The sequence below is a fragment of the Mesorhizobium sp. M0815 genome (assembly GCF_040319995.1).
GTDB lineage: Bacteria > Pseudomonadota > Alphaproteobacteria > Rhizobiales > Rhizobiaceae > Mesorhizobium.
The window spans coordinates 143882-161667 of the sequence record NZ_JAMYOU010000006.1; the positions used below are offsets into that span (position 1 = coordinate 143882).

14 protein-coding genes are annotated in these 17786 nt (G+C 63.9%); 10 read left to right on the forward strand and 4 right to left on the reverse strand.

All coding sequences use genetic code 11. From position 1 onward, the window contains the following. The first annotated feature begins 121 nt into the window (after positions 1-121). The 7 genes from NKI01_RS09990 (at position 122) to NKI01_RS10020 (ending at position 12711) form a co-directional block, all read left to right on the forward strand. On the forward strand, positions 122-5602 hold the full coding sequence (locus NKI01_RS09990) for an alpha-2-macroglobulin family protein (RefSeq protein ID WP_352963026.1): 5481 nt from the start codon (positions 122-124) through the stop codon (positions 5600-5602). Positions 5603-5765: 163 nt separating this feature from the next. After that, on the forward strand, positions 5766-7862 hold the full coding sequence (gene pbpC / locus NKI01_RS09995) for a penicillin-binding protein 1C (protein WP_352963029.1): 2097 nt from the start codon (positions 5766-5768) through the stop codon (positions 7860-7862). A gap of 27 nt (positions 7863-7889) precedes the next feature. After that, complete coding sequence (locus NKI01_RS10000; RefSeq protein WP_352963031.1) at positions 7890-8603, forward strand: M15 family metallopeptidase; 714 nt, start codon at positions 7890-7892, stop codon at positions 8601-8603. 219 nt (positions 8604-8822) lie between these two features. Then, positions 8823-9851 (forward strand): sulfate ABC transporter substrate-binding protein, encoded by a 1029-nt coding sequence (locus NKI01_RS10005; protein WP_352788508.1) that lies wholly within the window; start codon positions 8823-8825, stop codon positions 9849-9851. A gap of 18 nt (positions 9852-9869) precedes the next feature. Continuing rightward, entirely contained in the window at positions 9870-10721 is an 852-nt protein-coding gene (gene cysT / locus NKI01_RS10010) for a sulfate ABC transporter permease subunit CysT (RefSeq protein WP_023720880.1), read from the forward strand. Continuing rightward, positions 10714-11598 carry a sulfate ABC transporter permease subunit CysW gene (gene cysW / locus NKI01_RS10015; RefSeq protein WP_023720881.1) on the forward strand — a complete coding sequence of 295 codons (885 nt, stop codon included), beginning with the start codon at positions 10714-10716 and terminating at the stop codon, positions 11596-11598. The genes cysT and cysW overlap by 8 nt, the downstream gene beginning before the upstream one ends. A gap of 72 nt (positions 11599-11670) precedes the next feature. Then, positions 11671-12711 carry a sulfate/molybdate ABC transporter ATP-binding protein gene (locus NKI01_RS10020; protein ID WP_352482922.1) on the forward strand — a complete coding sequence of 347 codons (1041 nt, stop codon included), beginning with the start codon at positions 11671-11673 and terminating at the stop codon, positions 12709-12711. Between the two features lie 14 nt (positions 12712-12725). Here the strand turns inward: NKI01_RS10020 and NKI01_RS10025 are convergent, their stop codons facing one another. Continuing rightward, positions 12726-13124, reverse strand: coding sequence for a type II toxin-antitoxin system VapC family toxin (locus NKI01_RS10025; RefSeq protein ID WP_502896288.1), 399 nt, complete (start codon positions 13122-13124; stop codon positions 12726-12728). Further along, a complete protein-coding gene (locus NKI01_RS10030) occupies positions 13124-13396 on the reverse strand; it encodes an antitoxin (RefSeq protein ID WP_352963034.1) in 273 nt (90 codons plus the stop codon). The genes NKI01_RS10025 and NKI01_RS10030 overlap by 1 nt, the downstream gene beginning before the upstream one ends. A gap of 280 nt (positions 13397-13676) precedes the next feature. Between NKI01_RS10030 and NKI01_RS10035 the strand changes: the two genes are divergently transcribed. Next, positions 13677-14663, forward strand: a complete 987-nt coding sequence (locus tag NKI01_RS10035; RefSeq protein ID WP_352482918.1) for a sulfate ABC transporter substrate-binding protein — start codon at positions 13677-13679, stop codon at positions 14661-14663. Positions 14664-14913: 250 nt separating this feature from the next. Then, positions 14914-15363 carry an RrF2 family transcriptional regulator gene (locus NKI01_RS10040; protein ID WP_006202816.1) on the forward strand — a complete coding sequence of 150 codons (450 nt, stop codon included), beginning with the start codon at positions 14914-14916 and terminating at the stop codon, positions 15361-15363. 8 nt (positions 15364-15371) lie between these two features. Here NKI01_RS10040 and NKI01_RS10045 read toward each other — a convergent pair whose 3' ends face one another. Beyond that, positions 15372-15851: an Lrp/AsnC family transcriptional regulator gene (locus NKI01_RS10045; RefSeq protein WP_352483074.1), complete on the reverse strand. Its 480-nt coding sequence runs from the start codon at positions 15849-15851 to the stop codon at positions 15372-15374. A gap of 90 nt (positions 15852-15941) precedes the next feature. Between NKI01_RS10045 and NKI01_RS10050 the strand changes: the two genes are divergently transcribed. Beyond that, positions 15942-16850: an EamA family transporter gene (locus NKI01_RS10050; RefSeq protein ID WP_352482917.1), complete on the forward strand. Its 909-nt coding sequence runs from the start codon at positions 15942-15944 to the stop codon at positions 16848-16850. Here NKI01_RS10050 and NKI01_RS10055 read toward each other — a convergent pair whose 3' ends face one another. After that, a complete protein-coding gene (locus NKI01_RS10055) occupies positions 16851-17744 on the reverse strand; it encodes a dienelactone hydrolase family protein (RefSeq protein ID WP_352788511.1) in 894 nt (297 codons plus the stop codon). Positions 17745-17786 lie beyond the last annotated feature (42 nt).

A 17786-nucleotide genomic window follows, 5' to 3' on the forward strand; every position in this document is an offset into this window, starting at 1 on the left:
TACTACCGGTCACCGACCGGAAAGCAAACCGTTGGCAGGCGGATCCTGCCGCGTCCTGATGTTGACAAGCGCGACTGAAGCTTGAAGATTTCTGGACGTAAGCACTTGTCTGGAGGGGTTTATGGCAATGCGCGCGGCTCGTGGTCTATCGATTCTTTTCCTTCTCTTTTTCGCCTGGAGCGGTGTCGCGCAAGCGGCCGAAGCCCGGCGGGTGGTGACATCGGATAATTCCGACTATTTTGGTTTCGATCTCAGATCCGACCAGAATGTCAGCCTCGATCAGTGCAAGACCACCTGCCTCGGCGACCCGGCCTGCCGTGCCTTCACCTACAACCTCAAGGCCAAATGGTGCTTCCTTAAATCCGATTACAACTCGTTGAAACCCTTCGGCGGCGCCGTCGCCGGCAAGGTCGTCAACATCGATGGCGATCCCGACATCGGCGCGCCACCCGAACTCGCCTTCTTCCCCAACTGGATGGCCGACCAGGCCCAGCAATACCGCAACAAGCTCACCGGCCCGACCTACACCAAGCCGACAGAGGGGCTGACGGCGCTGAGGGCCGCCGCCGAACAGTCGGCGCTGACGGGCGATCATCGCTCGGCCATGCACAAATACGAAGCGGCGGTTTCGGTGCTGCCGGACGATGGCCAGCTCTGGCTCGAGCTGGCGCGCGAAACGCTTGCCGTCCATCCGACCGCCAACAGTTCGGAGCCGTCGACCCTACCGGCGAACGCCACTTCCGCCGCCTTCAACGCCTACAAATTGCTGCGCACCACCAAGACGCGCGCCGACGTGCTGGCGCTGCTCGGCGACGGCCTTGACCGCCGCGACCTCTACAGGCCGGCCCTGCAGGCCTACGAGGCGAGCCTCGCTTTGGTCAATTCGCCGGCGGTCAGGGCCGCCTATCAGGATCTCAAGGCCCGCAAGGGCTTCCGCGTCATCGATCATACCGTCGATGCCGACACCAGCGCGCCGCGTATCTGCGCGCAGTTCTCCGAGGAGTTGGTCAAGACCGGCGTCGATTATTCCCAGTTCGTCACCGTCGACAACGCCGCTCCCAAGGGCGTCGAAGCCAAGGACAAGCAGATCTGCGTCGAAGGGCTCGAGCACGGCCAGCATTATGACGTGACCTTCCGCGCCGGCCTGCCGGCCGCCATTGGCGAGGTCACCGCGGCACCGGTGGTACTGTCGATCTACGTGCAGGACCGCGCGCCTTCGGCCCGCTTCACCGGCGACAGCTTCGTGCTGCCCGCCGGCGCACGCCGCGGCATACCGGTCGTCACCGTCAACATGAATGCCGCCGAAATGAAGCTCTTCCGCATCGGCGACCGCTCGCTGGCCCAGCTTCTGTCGGGGTATCAGTTCCTGCGCCAACTTGACGGCTACGACATTTCGAACATCTCCGAACAGATGGGCGAGCCGGTCTGGCAAGGCCAGCTCGACATCGCCAACGACCTCAACAAGGAAGTCACCACCTCCTTCCCCATCGACGAGGCGTTGCCGAAGCGCAAGCCCGGCGTCTATGTGCTGACCGCACAAGCCGTCAACGATCGCAGCGACGACTATGATTCGCACGCCACGCAATGGTTCGTCGTCTCCGACATCGGCCTGTCGACCTATACCGGACAGGATGGGCTGAACGTCTTTGCCCGTTCGCTCGCAACCGCCAAGCCGATTGCCCGCGCCGAGCTGACGCTGCTGGCCAGGAACAACGAGATCCTTGGCACCGCGACCACCGACGCGGAAGGGCGGGCGGTGTTCAATCCCGGCCTGACGCGCGGCGACAGCGGCATGGCACCGGCGGTGCTGATGGCCAAGCAGGGCGACGACGACTTCGTCTTCCTCGATATGGGCCGCGCCGGGTTCGACCTGTCCGACCGCGGCGTCGCCGGACGTGCGGCGCCGGGCGCGCTCGACGTCTATGCCTGGACCGAGCGCGGCATCTACCGCGCCGGCGAGGACGTCCACGTCTCGGCTCTTGCCCGCGACAGTGCCGCCAAGGCGGTCGAGAACCTGCCGCTCACCTTCATCTTCTCGCGGCCCGACGGCGTCGAGGACCGCCGCATCGTCAGCGACGGAGCATCGGCCGGCGGCCACGCCGTCGACCTGCCGCTGGAACCCAACGCCATGCGCGGCACCTGGACAGTGGCGATCCACACCGATCCCAAGCAGGCGGCGGTTGCCAGCCAGATGTTCCTGGTCGAGGACTTCGTCCCGGATCGCATCGAGTTCGACCTGTCCGCCGACAAGCAGGAGATCGCCCAGGGCGAGACCGCCAACATCACCGTCGACGGCCGCTTTCTCTATGGCGCGCCGGCCGCGGGCCTCGCGCTCGAAGGCGAATTGACGCTGTCGACCGCCCGCGACTGGGACCGCTTCAAAGGCTATTCCTTCGGTCTGGCCGACGAACAGTCGGCCGAACCAACGGTGACGCCCTTCACCGGCCTGCCGGTGGTCGGCGACGACGGCAAGGCGACCTTCCCGGTTTCCGTCGATCAATTGCCATCCACCACCAAGCTGGTCGATGCCAAGGTCACGGTCCGGTTGCGCGAGACCGGCGGCCGTGCGATCGAGCGCTCGCTGAATATCGGCATCCGCCCGCAGGGCCACATGATCGGCATCCGCCCCGATTTCGACGGCGACGAGGTGCCGCAAGGCGGCACGGCCAAGTTCAGCCTGATCGCCGTCGACCCCGACGGCAAGCGTGAGGCGCTCAAGGGTGCGCAGTGGTCGCTGGTCAAGGTCGAGCGCAGCTACCAGTGGTACCGCTCGAGCAATTCCTGGAACTATGAGCCGGTCATCTTCACCAAGGCGGTGGCCAACGGCCAGGTCGACCTGAGCGCCGATGGCGAGGCTACCATGTCGCTGCCGGTCGACTGGGGCCGCTACCGGCTCGATATCGAGACAGCCGATCCGGAAGGCCCGGCGACCAGCTATGAGTTCGACGCCGGCTGGTATGTCAGCTCGACGACCACCGAAACGCCTGACGGGCTCGAGATAGCGCTCGACAAGGACACCTATGCGGCGGGCGAAGTAGCCAAGCTCAAAGTGTCGCCGCACTTTGCCGGCGAATTGCTCGTCACCATCGGCGCCGACAAGCTCTTGAGGACGGTCACCGCCAGCGTGCCGGCCGGCGGCAGCACCGTCGACATCCCGGTCGGCGACGATTGGGGTGCCGGCGCCTACGTCACGGCAACGCTGTTCAGGCCGGGCGATGCGCAAGAGACGCGCATGCCGGCGCGCGCCATCGGCGTCAAATGGCTGAAGCTCGATCCCGGCTCGCGGAAGCTTGCCGTCAGCTTGGCGCCGCCGGACAAGACCATGCCGCGCCAGCAGCTGTCGATCCCGGTCGCCGTCGCCGGCGTGCAGCCCGGCACCAACGCCTATGTCATGGTCGCGGCCGTCGACGTCGGCATCCTCAACCTGACCAACTACAAGGTACCGGATCCGGAGAACTGGTTCTTCGGCCAGCGCATGCTCGGTCTCGAGGTTCGCGACATCTATGGCCGGCTGATCGACGGCTCGCTGGGCACGACCGGCAAGCTGCGCACTGGCGGCGATGGCGCCAACATGCAGTCGCAAGGCAGTCCGCCGACCGAAAAGCTGGTCGCCTTCTTCTCCGGCCCGGTCCAGCTCGACGCCGACGGCAAGGCGCGGATCGACTTCGACATACCACAGTTCAACGGCACCGTGCGCGTCATGGCCGTCGCCTGGACCAAGGAAGCGGTCGGCCATGCCCAGTCAGACGTCATCGTGCGCGATCCGGTGGTGATCACCGCCGGCCTGCCGCGCTTCCTGGCGCCCGGCGATTCCGCCGTCATGCGGCTCGACGTCGCCGACACCGATGGCCCCGCTGGCGACTACAAGCTGACCATCGACACGACGGGCGACCTGTCTACCGGCAGTGCCGCCTTGCCTGAAAAGCTGACGCTGGCCAAAGGCAAGCGGCAGACACTGACCGTGCCGTTGATTGCGCAGACCGCGGGCAACGCCTCGATCACCATCAAGCTTGCGCATGCCGATGGCACCGCCGTCGAGCAGACGCTCTATGTGCCGGTGCGCCCGGCGCAACTGCCGGTGACCACCCGCATGGTCGTCGACCTCAAGGGCAATGGCGGCGCGCTGCGCGTCGACAAGGAACTGTTGGCGGCAAGCCTGCTCGATGGCGCTTCGGTGAGCGTCGGCGTTTCGCAGTCAGCTGCCTTCGATGTGCCGTCGCTGCTGATGACGCTCGACCGCTATCCCTATGGTTGCGCTGAGCAGACCACCAGCCGTGCCATGCCGCTTCTATACGTCAACGAGATGGCTTCCGGCATCGGCATGGCCAGCGACCCCGATCTGCATGGCCGCGTCCAGGACGCCATCTACAAGGTGCTGAGCTACCAGGCCTCGGCCGGCAGCTTCGGTCTGTGGGGTCCGGGTTCCGGCGATCTGTGGCTCGACGCCTATGTCACCGATTTCCTGACCCGGGCGCGCGAGCAGAAATACGACGTGCCGGCCCTGGCGATGAACCAAGCGCTGAGCAATCTGCAGAACGCGATCGGCTACGACCAGGACGTCCAGGATCGCGGCAGTGAGATCGCTTATGCGCTCTATGTGCTTGCCCGCAACAAGAAGGCCTCGGTCGGCGATCTGCGTTATTACGCCGACACCCAGCTCGAAGCCTTTACCAGCCCGATGGCCGTCGCCCAACTGGCGGCCTCTCTCGCGCTCTACGGTGACACGCAGCGCTCGGAGGCAACCTTCCAGGCCGCGTTGCAACTGGCCAAGTCGACGCCGGAATATGACTATTACCGGTCCGACTATGGCTCGCCGCTGCGTGACGGTGCGGCGATCCTGGCGCTTGCCGCGGAAAGCAAGCCGGTGCCGACCATCGTGCCGGCGCTGATCCAGCTGGTGACCAGGGAACGCGCCGACGCCAGGTGGACCAGCACCCAGGACGAGTCCTGGATGCTGCTGGCGGCCCGCGCGCTGAAGGCCGGCAATGATTCGATCGCGCTGACCGTCAACGGCGCACCGCATGCCGGCGGCTATTCGGACCAGATCGCCGGTGGCGAACTGGCCGACAGTCCGCTGACCATCGTCAACACCGGCAGAAATCCGCTGCAGGCGGTCGTCACCACCGTGGCCTCGCCGATCCAGCCTCTGCCGGCCGGCGGCAACGGCTTTACCATCAGCCGTACCTACTACAAGCTCGACGGCACAGAGGCCAACGTGACGGAGGTCAAGCAGAACGAACGCTATGTCGTCGTGCTCAAGGTTTACGAGCAGAACACCTGGCCTTCGCGGCTGCTGATCACCGACCTGTTGCCGGCCGGCTTCGAGATCGACAATCCGGGCCTGGTCTCCAGCGCCCAATTGACGAACTTCTCCTGGCTGGCGCAGACCGATGCTGCCCATCTCGAATTCCGCAACGACCGTTTCGTCGCGGCCTTCAATCCGAACGACGGCGACGGCGACCGCAACATCACGCTCGCCTACGTCGTGCGCGCGGTGACGCCGGGCATCTACGCCCACCCGGCGGCAACGATCGAGGACATGTACCGGCCGCAATATTCGGCCCGCACCGCCACCGGCATGATGGAGGTCAAGGCGCCGTAACGATGGAGAGGGACGCAGACCGGTTGACTGCAGGTAACGACGTGATGCCGCGCCGCCCCTCACCCTTACCCTCTCCCCGTGAAGGACGGGGAGAGGGGGTCGCCAGCGTTGCGGCCATTCACCTTCTCCCCGTCCTCCACGGGGAGAAGGTGCCGGCAGGCGGATGAGGGGCGGCGCCGTGCTCTCCAAAAGATTCCTCCGCCGAGCGGCCATTGCGGGCATTTCCTTCGCCGCAATCACCGCTGTCGCCCTCTGGCAGCTCGACCGCGCTTTTCCGCCGCCGCTGCCGGCTGCGCTGACGGTCTCGACCGAGGTGCAGGACCGTGACGGCCAGCTGTTGCGGGCCTTCGCCACGCCGGATGGCTATTGGCGGCTTGCGACCAACCTGGACCAGGTCGACAACCAGTTCGTCGACATGCTGGTCACCTATGAGGACAAGCGCTTCTGGGATCATCAAGGCGTCGACGTGCTGGCACTGGCGCGTGCGGCCGGACAGTTCGCGACCAGCGGCCATATCGTCTCCGGTGGTTCGACGCTCTCGATGCAGCTCGCCCGGCTGATCGAACCGCGCGACAGCCGCAGCCTCGGCTCGAAGATCAAACAGATGCTGCGCGCCGTCCAGATAGAACGGCGGCTGTCCAAGCGCGAGATCCTCGAACGCTACCTGACGCTGGCGCCCTATGGCGGCAATCTCGAAGGCGTGCGCGCCGCTTCGCTCGCCTATTTCGGCAAGGAGCCGAAGCGGCTGACGGTCTCTGAGGCGGCCCTGCTCGTCGCTTTGCCGCAATTGCCGGAAAAGCGACGCCCTGACCGCAACCTCGAAGTCGCTCATGCCGCCCGCGACCGCGTGCTGACCCGCATGGTGTCGGCAGGCCTGCTCGGCGAACGCGAGGCCGCGCGAGCCGCGCTCGACGATGTGTCGGGGCTGCGGCGGACCTTGCCGGCGCTCGCTGCTCATGCTGCCTATGCAATGCTGCCCAAGGCCATTCCCGGCCAGAAGCTGCAACTGACGATCCGCAAGAGTGTCCAGGAAGGGCTGGAGCAGGTGGCCAAGGATGCCGCCGCCAAGCTCGGCCCTCGCCTCTCGGTGGCCATGGTGCTGGCCGATGCCCGCACCGGCGATATTCTTGGCGAGGTCGGCTCTGCCGATTTCTTCGATGCCAGCCGTTCGGGCTGGATCGACATGACCAAGGTCGTTCGCTCGCCTGGCTCGACGCTGAAGCCGTTCATCTACGGCCTCGCCTTCGAGCAAGGCCTGGTGGCGCAGGAGATGCTGATCGAGGACAGCCCGGCCGATTTCTCCGGTTACCGGCCGAAGAACTTCGACATGGGCTATCAGGGCGATGTCAGCATCAGGCAGGCGCTGCAATTGTCGCTCAACGTGCCGGCGATCCGCGTGCTCGACGCGGTCGGCCCGGCCCGGCTGATGGCGCGCTTTCGCCAGGCAGGCGTGATGCCGATACTGCCCGTCAACGAAGCGCCTGGCCTGGCGATCGGCCTCGGTGGCGTCGGAGTGACGCTGCGCGACCTCGTCCAACTCTATGCCGGCCTTGCCAATGGCGGCAAGGCACACACGCTGCATGACGGCACCGAGCCGGCGAACACCGAACGCTCGACCACCACCATCCTCGATGGTCAGGCGAATTGGCAGATCACCGACATCCTGTCGGGCGTCAAGCCGCCCCAGGGTGCCGCCCAACGCGGCATCGCCTACAAGACCGGCACCTCCTACGGCTATCGCGACGCCTGGTCGGTCGGCTTCGACGGCCGTTATGTGCTCGGCGTCTGGGTCGGCCGCCCCGATGCCGGCGCGGTGCCCGGTCTGTCCGGCTATGTCTCGGCCGCGCCCATTCTGTTCGAAGGCTTTGTCCGTTCCAGCCTAGCCGCCGTGCCGCTGCCAAGCCAACCGTCCGGCGTCCGCCGGCCAAAGCGCGAAGAATTGCCGGTGACGCTGACGCGCTTCGGCGCCGGCGTCGACGGGCTGGTGCAGGCGACGCCGACCGAACCTGCACCAACCATCGTCTTTCCGCCTGACGGCGCCCGTGTCGATCTCGGCACTTCCTCGGCCGACGCCTCGCCGCTGGTGCTCAAGCTGCAAGGCGGCCGCGCACCGTTCCGCTGGCTGGCCAACGGCAAGCCGCTGGTCGGCATCGACCGGCGGCGCACCGCGACCTGGCAGCCGGACGGCGCCGGCTATTCCACCCTGACCGTAGTCGATGCGGCGGGGCGCGCGGCCAGTGTGAAGGTTTTTGTCGAGTGAAAGTTTCCCTTGAATAGTTTCCGGCAGGTGATTCAGCGGATTGGGTTTTACGCCTTGCTTTCGGCCGCCGGTATTTCCTCGGCCTCTGCTGACGCCCTCCCCGCCGGCTTTGTTCGGCTGGCCGACATCGATCCCAGTATCCGGCAGGATATCCGCTATGCCGGCCTCGAAAACTTCCTGCATCGCAAGGTATGCGGTTACGATGCGCCGGTATGCGTCCTCACCAGCCAAGCGGCGCAAGCGCTTTCCGCAGTGCAGAAAGCGATTGCTGCCGGAGGGCTGACGCTGGTCGTGTTCGACTGCTACCGCCCTGCGCGTGCTGTCTCCGACATGGGTGACTGGACAAAAACGAGCGGACCACCGGACCCGCAATGGTACCCAAAGGTCAAGCGCAAGGATCTCATCGCCAAGGGCTATATCGGCGAACTGTCCACCCATTCGCGCGGATCGACGGTCGATGTCGCCATCACGCGAGCGGACCGCAAGAGCGCTCCGAAACCGGCCTGCGGCGCGACCGATGCCGACACGCTGGATTTCGGCACCGGTTTCGACTGTTTCGATCCGACGAGCGAAACGGCTCACCGACCGATCGCCAGTGAAGCGGCGGCAAACCGCAAAAAACTTGTCGAGGCGATGCGCGCCGGCGGCTTCAAGAATTACGCACGCGAATGGTGGCACTTCACGCTGGAAAACGAGCCGTTTCCAAGAGAGCGCTTCAACTTTCCCGTCACCGCCGAATAGTCCGCCAAAACCTCGTTCGGACGCGACGCCGCCATTGCCGAAGAGCTAGCCGTCTCTAGATAATCGCGTCGGGAGCGTAGGTCCCGTGCAAGGGAAAATAGTTCCTCCCATCGCCGAAAGTAGGCGAAAAATTGCTTCAATAGGCCAAAAAAGGCAACATTGAATGCATCTAAATTCTATCAATTCGGTAGATTTGGCGCGAGTTCAACGGAGGCGGAAATGACCAAACCTCATTTCAGGAAACTGCTCGGCGCACTGGTCGCCACATCGGTCCAGTTCGGCACGCTCGGTTTCGCGTTTGCCGACACCACCATTCTCAACGTGTCCTATGACCCGACGCGTGAGCTCTACAAGCAATTCGATGAGGCCTTTGTCGCCCACTGGAAGACCGAGACAGGCGAGACGGTGACCATCCAGCAGTCGCATGGCGGATCCGGCGCCCAGGCGCGCGCCGTGATCGACGGGCTCGACGCCGACGTGGTGACGCTGGCGCTCGAAGGCGATATCAACGCCATTGTCTCGAAAACGAAGAAGATCAATCCCGACTGGCGGACGAAATTCGAAAACAATTCGGCGCCTTACACCTCGACCATCATCTTCCTCGTCCGCAAGGGAAACCCCAAGGGCATTCATGATTGGGGCGATCTGGTCAAGGATGACGTCCAGGTGATCACGCCCAATCCGAAGACCTCCGGCGGCGCGCGCTGGAACTATCTTGCCGCCTGGGCCTATGCCAGCGCCAAGGATGGCGGCGACGAGGCCAAGACCAAGGGATTCGTTGGCAATCTCTATGCGCATGTCCCGGTTCTCGACACCGGTGCGCGCGGCGCCACCGTGACCTTTGCGCAAAAAGGGCTAGGCGACGTGCTGCTCGCCTGGGAAAACGAGGCCTATCTGGCGCTCGACGAGTTCGGCGCTGACAATTTCGATATCGTCTACCCGCCGACCTCGATCCTGGCCGAGCCGCCGGTCGCAGTGGTCGACGCCAATGTCGACGCCAAAGGCACACGCAAAGTTGCCGAAGCCTATCTGAGCTACCTCTATTCCAAGGAAGGCCAGACGATCATCGCCAAGAACCATTATCGCCCTTCGAAGCCCGACCTGGTGCCGGCGGAGGACCTGGCCAAGCAGCCTGAGATCAAGCTGGTCACCATCGACGACCCACTTTTTGGCGGCTGGAAGAAGGCACAGCCTTATCATTTCGGCGACGGTGGTATATTCGACCAGATCTATAAGCCGGCCCAGTAGCATTTAGATCAGGACGACATGACCACAGCACCCGCCAAGGCGGGGTGGCGGTTCAGGCAGCCGAGCGTCATTCCGGGTTTCGGATTGACGCTCGGCTTCTCGCTTGCCTACCTCACCCTCATCATCCTCATTCCCCTGTCCGGGTTGATCTGGCGCTCGGCGGCGCTCGGCTGGACCGACTTCTGGGCGATCGTCACCGACCGCCGCACCATCAACGCGCTTGAAATCAGCTTCGGCACCGCCTTCATTGCCGCCGCCGTCAACGTCGTCTTCGGCACGATCGTCGCCTGGGTGCTGGTGCGCTACAGCTTTCCCGGCCGCCGCATCGTCGATGCCATGGTCGACCTGCCCTTTGCGCTGCCGACGGCGGTTGCCGGCATCGCGCTGACCACGCTTTACGCACCGAACGGCTGGATCGGCAGCCTGCTGACGCCGCTCGGCATCAAAGTCGCTTATACGCCACTCGGCATTGTCATTGCGCTGATCTTCATCGGGCTGCCCTTCGTCGTGCGCACCGTGCAGCCGATCATGGAGGAGATCGACAAGGAGGTCGAGGAAGTGGCCGCAACGCTCGGCGCCAATCGCTTCCAGATCATCAGCCGCGTCCTGCTTCCCGGACTGGCGCCGGCCATCGTCACCGGTTTCGCGCTGGCCTTCGCGCGCGGCGTCGGCGAGTACGGCTCAGTCATCTTCATCGCCGGCAACCTGCCCTATAAATCCGAGATCGCACCGCTTCTGATTGTCATCAGGCTCGAGGAATATAATTACGCTGCGGCGACCGCGATCGCGGCGATCATGCTGGCGCTGTCCTTCGTGATGCTGCTGGTCATCAACCTGGTGCAGACGTGGAGCCGCAAGCGCTATGGCTGACCCGGAGATCAAATCCTACGCGCCGCACCACGAAAGCCAGTCGCCGGCGGTGACCGAAAGCCGCACGGCGAGAACCGTGCTGATGATCGTGACCTTTGCCTTCCTCGGCATTTTCCTGCTCTTGCCGCTGATCATCGTCTTCAAGGAAGCTTTCGCCAAAGGCATCGAGGCCTACACACAGGCGCTGTCGGAACCGGATACGCGCTCGGCGATCCGCCTGACGCTTCTGGTCGCGGCGATCTCGGTGCCGCTCAACGTCGTCTTCGGCATTTCCGCCGCCTGGGCGATTGCCAAGTTCGAGTTCAAGGGCAAGGCGTTCCTGACCACGCTGATCGACCTGCCGTTTTCGGTCTCCCCGGTCATTTCCGGCCTGGTCTATGTACTCCTCTTCGGCGCGCAAGGCCTGCTCGGTGCTTGGCTCAAGGCGCATGGCATCGTCATCCTGTTTGCCGTGCCGGGCATCGTGCTGGCCACCATCTTCGTCACCTTCCCCTTCGTCGCCCGCGAATTGATCCCGCTGATGCAGGAGCAGGGCAATGGCGACGAGGAGGCGGCCCTGTCGCTCGGCGCCAATGGCTGGCAGGCGTTCTGGTACGTGACGTTGCCTAACGTCAAATGGGGATTGCTCTACGGCGTACTGTTGTGCAATGCCCGCGCCATGGGTGAGTTCGGCGCGGTCTCGGTGGTGTCCGGCCACATACGCGGGTTGACCAACACCATGCCGCTGCATGTCGAAATCCTTTATAACGAGTACAATGCCGCCGCCGCCTTTGCCGTCGCTTCGCTGCTTGCCGGCCTGGCGCTCGTCACACTGGTCTTGAAAACACTTCTCGAGATGCGCTACGGCGCCGAGATCGCCGCGACGCGCGGACACTGACAAAATGCATGTCGCCCAAAAGTGGGAACCGGTTTTGGGATAACGACATGCATCAACTACAAAGGGATTTGTATGGAAGTTCGCGTTGCCAACGTGCGCAAGGAGTTTGAGCGGTTTCCGGCCCTTCACGACGTTTCGCTCGACATCAAGTCGGGTGAGTTGATCGCGTTGCTGGGGCCATCCGGTTCCGGCAAGACGACGCTGCTCAGGCTGATTGCCGGGTTGGAGCGGCCGACCCGCGGAAAGATCTTCTTCGGCGAAGAGGATGCCTCGCAAAAGTCGATCCAGGAGCGCAATGTCGGCTTCGTCTTTCAGCATTACGCGCTGTTTCGCCATATGACGGTCGCCGACAATATCGGCTTCGGACTCAAGGTCCGGCACGGGCCGTCACGCCCGTCGGCGAAGGAAATCCGCCGCCGCGCCTCGGAACTCCTCAACCTCGTTCAGCTTTCCGGTCTGGAAAAACGCTATCCGGCGCAGCTTTCGGGCGGCCAGCGCCAGCGCGTGGCGCTGGCCCGCGCGATGGCGATCGAACCGGCCGTGCTTTTGCTCGACGAGCCGTTCGGCGCGCTCGATGCCCAGGTGCGCCGCGAACTGCGCCGCTGGCTGCGCGACATCCACGACGCCACCGGCCACACCACGGTCTTCGTCACCCATGACCAGGAAGAGGCGCTGGAGCTTGCCGACCGCGTCGTGGTGATGAGCCAGGGCCGCATCGAGCAGGTTGGCACCGCCGACGAGATCTACGACACGCCGAACTCGCCCTTCGTCTATGGCTTCATCGGCGAATCGAGCTCGATCCCGGTCAAGGTCGAGGACGGCCAGGTCTGGATCGCCGACCGGCCGATCGGGCTTTCCGCGCCGCACGCACCGCAAGGTGAAGCGACGCTGTTCTTCCGCCCGCACGACGTCGATCTGGTGGAAGAATGCAACGGCTGCATCGCCGGCACGGTTGTCGCCAGCCGCCGCGTCGCCGGCACCAGGCGGGTCGAGCTCGAAATCGGCGGCGAACGCCAGCGGGTCGAGATCGAGTTGCCAGTCGACCATCCGGCGGCGCAGAAAAGCCGGGTGGCTTTCAGGCCGCGGCGCTGGAAGCTTTTTCCGGCTGCTTGATCCTCTTTTAGGCGCTACACCAGCCAGTTCTCGACCTTCAGGCCTTTGATCCGGTTGAACTCGCCGGTGTTGGCGATCACCAGGGTAGTTCCCAGTGCATAGGCGTGGGCAGCAATAAAAAGGTCGTTTTGGCCGATGGTCTGGCCCCTTCCTTCCAGCTCTGCGCGAATCGCGCCGTACTCGGCATCTACCGGCACATCGAGCGGCAAGACAGGAATCTCAGCCAGCAATTCCTCGACCTTCTTGAGCAACTTGGCCGACTCTTTCCTGGCGCAGCCATATCGCAGTTCCGAGGCGACCACGATGCTGGTACACACGGCGGCGTCTCCCACGCGCAGGACGGCGGCGGCGGCTTTCCCGGCCGGATTTCGGATCATGTCGCTGATAATGTTCGTGTCCAGCATGAACCGCATCAAAAAAAATCCTCGGATTTGACAGGCATATCCTCGACTTCGGGAAAGTCCTCCTCGGAACCGGGGGGCGGCTCTTTCGCCCATTGCGCGAGCAGCGCCGTGAGGCCGGGTTTGCGAACCGGCTCGATGATCAGGCGGTCGCCTTCACGACTGATCAAGACCTTTTCGCCGGGAAGTTTGAACTCGACAGGAATGCGCACCGCCTGACTGCGATTGTTACGAAACAGCTTCGCCTCTTTCGGCGGGGTTGTTGAATGGCGGCGTTGAGGCATGACGATAGCTCCTTGTATATACCATTTGTATATGCCAGACCGCGCGGCGATGCAATCGCCATCGCGTTGGCCGGCCGGGAACCATCGTGCACGCCGACGGCATCGGCACCGCTGCCAAGCTGCCCGGAAGACTCTGCCTGAAAGAAAAAACTAGAAATCCTCCACAGCGGGAATATTTCTTCTATCGACAACGTGGAGCGGCCGCTCTGCCTGCCTCGTCGCGCACAATGCCTTGCCGCTATGGTCCGGCAATAAGCGCACGCATTGGAGCCTTGTTTTCATGAAGCGATTTTTGCTTGGCGTCGCCACATTGGCCGGCCTGTTCCTCGCATCCTCCCAAGCCTGGTCGGCCGACAAATTGCTGAACGCTTCTTACGATGTCGGCCGCGAGCTGTTTGCGCAGGTCAACAAGGCGTTCGTCGCCGGCCACCCAGGCGTCACCATCGATCAGTCGCATGCCGGGACGTCTGCGCAGGCACGTGCCATCGCCGAGGGCCTCGGCGCCGATGTGGTCACCTTCAACCAGGTCCTCGACATCGACTTCCTGGTCAGGAAGGGTCTCATCTCCGCGGATTGGCAGAAAGATTTTCCCGACAACGCCTCGCCCTTCTATTCGCTGCCCTCCTTCCTGGTGCGCGCCGGCAATCCGAAGCACATCAAGGATTGGAACGATCTCGTGCGCGACGACGTCCAGGTGATCTTCCCCAATCCGAAAACCTCCGGCAATGCCCGGTACACCTACCTTGCGGCCACCGCCTACGCCAAGGAAGCCTTCAAGGGCGACGACGCCAAGGTGAAGGAATTCGTCACCAAGCTGTTCAACAACGTACCGATCTTCGACAGCGGCGGACGCGCCGCGACCACCACTTTCGTGCAGCGCGAGATCGGCGACGTGCTGATCACCTTTGAGTCGGAAACGCGCGGCGTCCGCAAGGAGTATGGCGAGGACAAATTCGAGCAGGTGACGCCCTCGGTCAGCCTTTTGGCCGAGTTTCCGGTGGCGATCGTCGACACGATCGCCGACGAGCATGGCACGCGCGACCTCGCCAAGACCTATCTCGACTTCCTTTATACGCTGGAGGGCCAGGACATCGCCGCCCGCAACGGCCTGCGGACCCGCGACGCGACGGTCGCCGCCAAGTACAAGGCTGAGTTTCCCGATGTCCGCCTATTGACGGTGCAGGATGTCTTTGGCGGCTGGGCCAAGGTCCAGGCCGAGCATTTCGCCGCTGGCGGCCTGCTCGACCAGACTTACGGCAGCCGCTGACGTCTGCAACCTCGTGAACTGATTGAAAGCGGGCGTTTGCCGGCTTTCTTCATTTGCTCGCCGAAAACGTGGCCTCCGCCCGTTCCGGACGCCCGCCCTCCAAAACGTTACGAAGAATCAACGCGTTTGCGCGCAATATGTCTTCGGGCGGCCTGTCTGCGCGAACGGCATCGCACGGCCAAACCGTCATTATTTGCACACAAACAGCCGCCAGATGCGGGTGGTTGGGGCTTAATGGGTTGACTCGGGCATGCTTACCAAAAAAGGCAAATACGGCCTCAAGGCTCTCGTGCATCTGTCCGGCCTGCCGGTCGGCCAGCTCGCATTCGTCAACGACATTGCGGTCGCCAACAACATCCCCAAGAAATTCCTGGATGCCATCCTGGGCGAGTTGCGCAATGCCGGCTTCGTCCAGAGCCGCAAGGGCAAGGAAGGCGGTTACCGCCTCGCCCGTCCCGCTTCCGAAATCAAGATCGGCCATGTCGTGCGTGTCCTCGACGGGCCGCTGGCGCCGATCCCTTGCGCCAGCCGCACACAATACCAGCGCTGCGAGGATTGCGACGAGGCGACCTGCCAGGTCCGGCACATGATGCTGGAGGTGCGTCAGGCGATCGCAGAGGTGCTGGACAACCGCAGCCTCGCCGCCATGCGCGACGCCGACAATGACGATTTCCCGGTCGAGCTGACGTCGCAGATTTAAATCTAGCATCAGGCCGGGCGCTTCACCGCCCCTAGCGGCGAGCGTGCCACTACCGGCGTCGACTGGATGATCGCCGTATTGGTCATCGCATGGGGAATGATCCGGTCGATCACCCGCTCGAGCTCGGCGACCGAGCCGACATGCGCCAGCGCGATGAAACAGTCTTCGCCGGTGACCCGGTCGCATTGGGCGATTTCCGGCAGGTCGCGGATGATTTCGGCCACGACGGCGAGTTGCCCCGGCACCGGCCTGATGCGCAGCCATGCCGACAGCTTCATGCCGAGCGCGGCCGGATTAATCCGCACCGTATAGGCCTCGATCACGCCGCTTTCCTGCAGCCGCTTGATGCGCTCGGCGACGCTCGGCGCCGACAGGCCGACTGAGCGCGCCAGTTCGGCAATACTGGTGCGCGCATCCTCCTCCAGCAGGCGCAGGATTTTTAGATCCGCCGGATCCAGATCGGTATTTTCATTTCGAAGGCGTTTCAGCGGAATACTCCTTGCTTTCGAAAAGGGAATAGCCGCAATGCCCGGCCATCATCCATATCAACGGCAAAAATCGCCTGCGATACTGACCCCATGGAAGATCGGACGCAAGCCCCAGCAGCAAGTCCGGCACTCGCCGGCCCGGCTTTTACCTTGGCAAGCTCGGTGCCGCCCCATCTGTGGTTCGGCGTCAGCGCCGTGTTCCACTATCTCGGCCCCGCTTTCGCAGTCCTGCTTTTCTCGCATGTCGGCGTGCTCGGCATGGCGTGGCTGCGCATCGCCACCGCGGCACTGGTCTTTGCCCCGCTGACCCGACCATGGGCGGTCTTCGCCCGCGCCGATCGCTCGACGCGGTTGTTGCTTGTGGGTTTCGGCGTCTGCCTTGGGGTGATGAATTGCTCGTTTTACCTGGCGCTCGACCGGCTGCCGATCTCGCTGGTAGCGGCGATCGAATTCGTCGGCACCATCGGCGTCGCGCTTGTCGGCCTCAGAAGCCCGCGCAATCTCGCCGCCCTTGCAATCGCCGTCGCCGGCACCTTGCTGCTCATCGACGTCAAATGGTCGAGCGATCCTGTCGGCCTGTTCTGGGCCTTCCTCAATGGCGCGCTGTTCGTCTTCTATATCGTGCTCGGCCATCGCGTCGCGCGCGCCGACGCTGGCGATGGCATCGCCGGGCTGGGTGCCGCCATGGCGGTCGCCCTTCTCGTCGTTCTGCCGATCGGTCTTGCCGATGCGCTGCCGGCGTTCTCGACGCCGCCGCTGCTGCTTGCGGCGGTCGGTGTCGGCATCTGCTCGTCGGTCATTCCCTATATTTGCGACCAGCTTGCCATGTCGCGGCTGCCGCGCTCCAGTTTCGCGCTGATGCTGTCATTGCTTCCGGTTACCGCGACGTTTATCGGCGTCATCGTGCTGCGGCAGGTGCCGAGCCTCACTGACTGCCTCGGCATCGCGCTGGTGGTGGCCGGCGTCGCCCTTCACAAACCGGCGCTGGCGCCCGCCTGATCAGGCCAACTTCTCCTTGAGGAAAGCGATCGTCCGCCCCCAGGCGAGGTCAGCCGCCTTCTTGTCGTAACGGGCCGCCGATGTGTCGTTGTTGAAGGCATGGTTGGCGCCTTCATAGACATAGACCGAATATTCGATATGGGCCGCGTCGAGTTCCTTCTTGAAGGCGTCGATGCCGGCATTGGTGCGGGTGTCGAGCCCGGCATAATGCAGCATGAGCGGCGCCTTGATCTTCGGCACGTCCTCGGCCTTCGGCTGCATGCCGTAATAGGCAACGGCGGCTGCAAGATCCGGCGCGTTGACGGCCAGCATGTTCACCGTGCCGCCGCCCCAGCAGAAGCCGACGGCGCCGACCTTGCCGTTGCCGTCCTTGTGGCCTTTGAGGTAGGCGACCGTTGCGACGGCATTGGTGGCGACCTGTGCTGGATCGAGCTGGGAAAACAGGTCACGTGCCCTGTTTTCATCGGCCGGCGTGCCGCCGAGCGGTGTCATGAAGTCCGGGGCAAGCGCCACGAACCCCTCCAGCGCCACGCGCCGCGCCACGTCGCGAATATGCGGGTTGAGCCCCCGGTTTTCGTGCACGACGATGACCGTGCCCAGCCTGCCGGTCTGACCCGCCGGCTTGACCAGATAACCCTTCATCTCGCCGCCGCTGCCTGGATAGCTGATGTCCTCGCCTTTCACGCGCGGATCGTTTTCCGCGACGATTGCCGCCTGGGCCGAATTCGCCGCCAGCAGCGGCGCGATCGCGGCCGCTGCCGCACCCGATCCGGCAAGCCTGGTCAACTGCTCCATGAAGCGCCGCCGGTCGAGCGTCAGATGCGTGTATTCATCATAGGCATCGATCATCGCCTGGGTAATGACAGGCTTGGCGGGGCCGGCAGGTGTTGTCATGGCGCGCTCCTAGGTCTTCGGCCCCCGGCAGCAACATAGGGT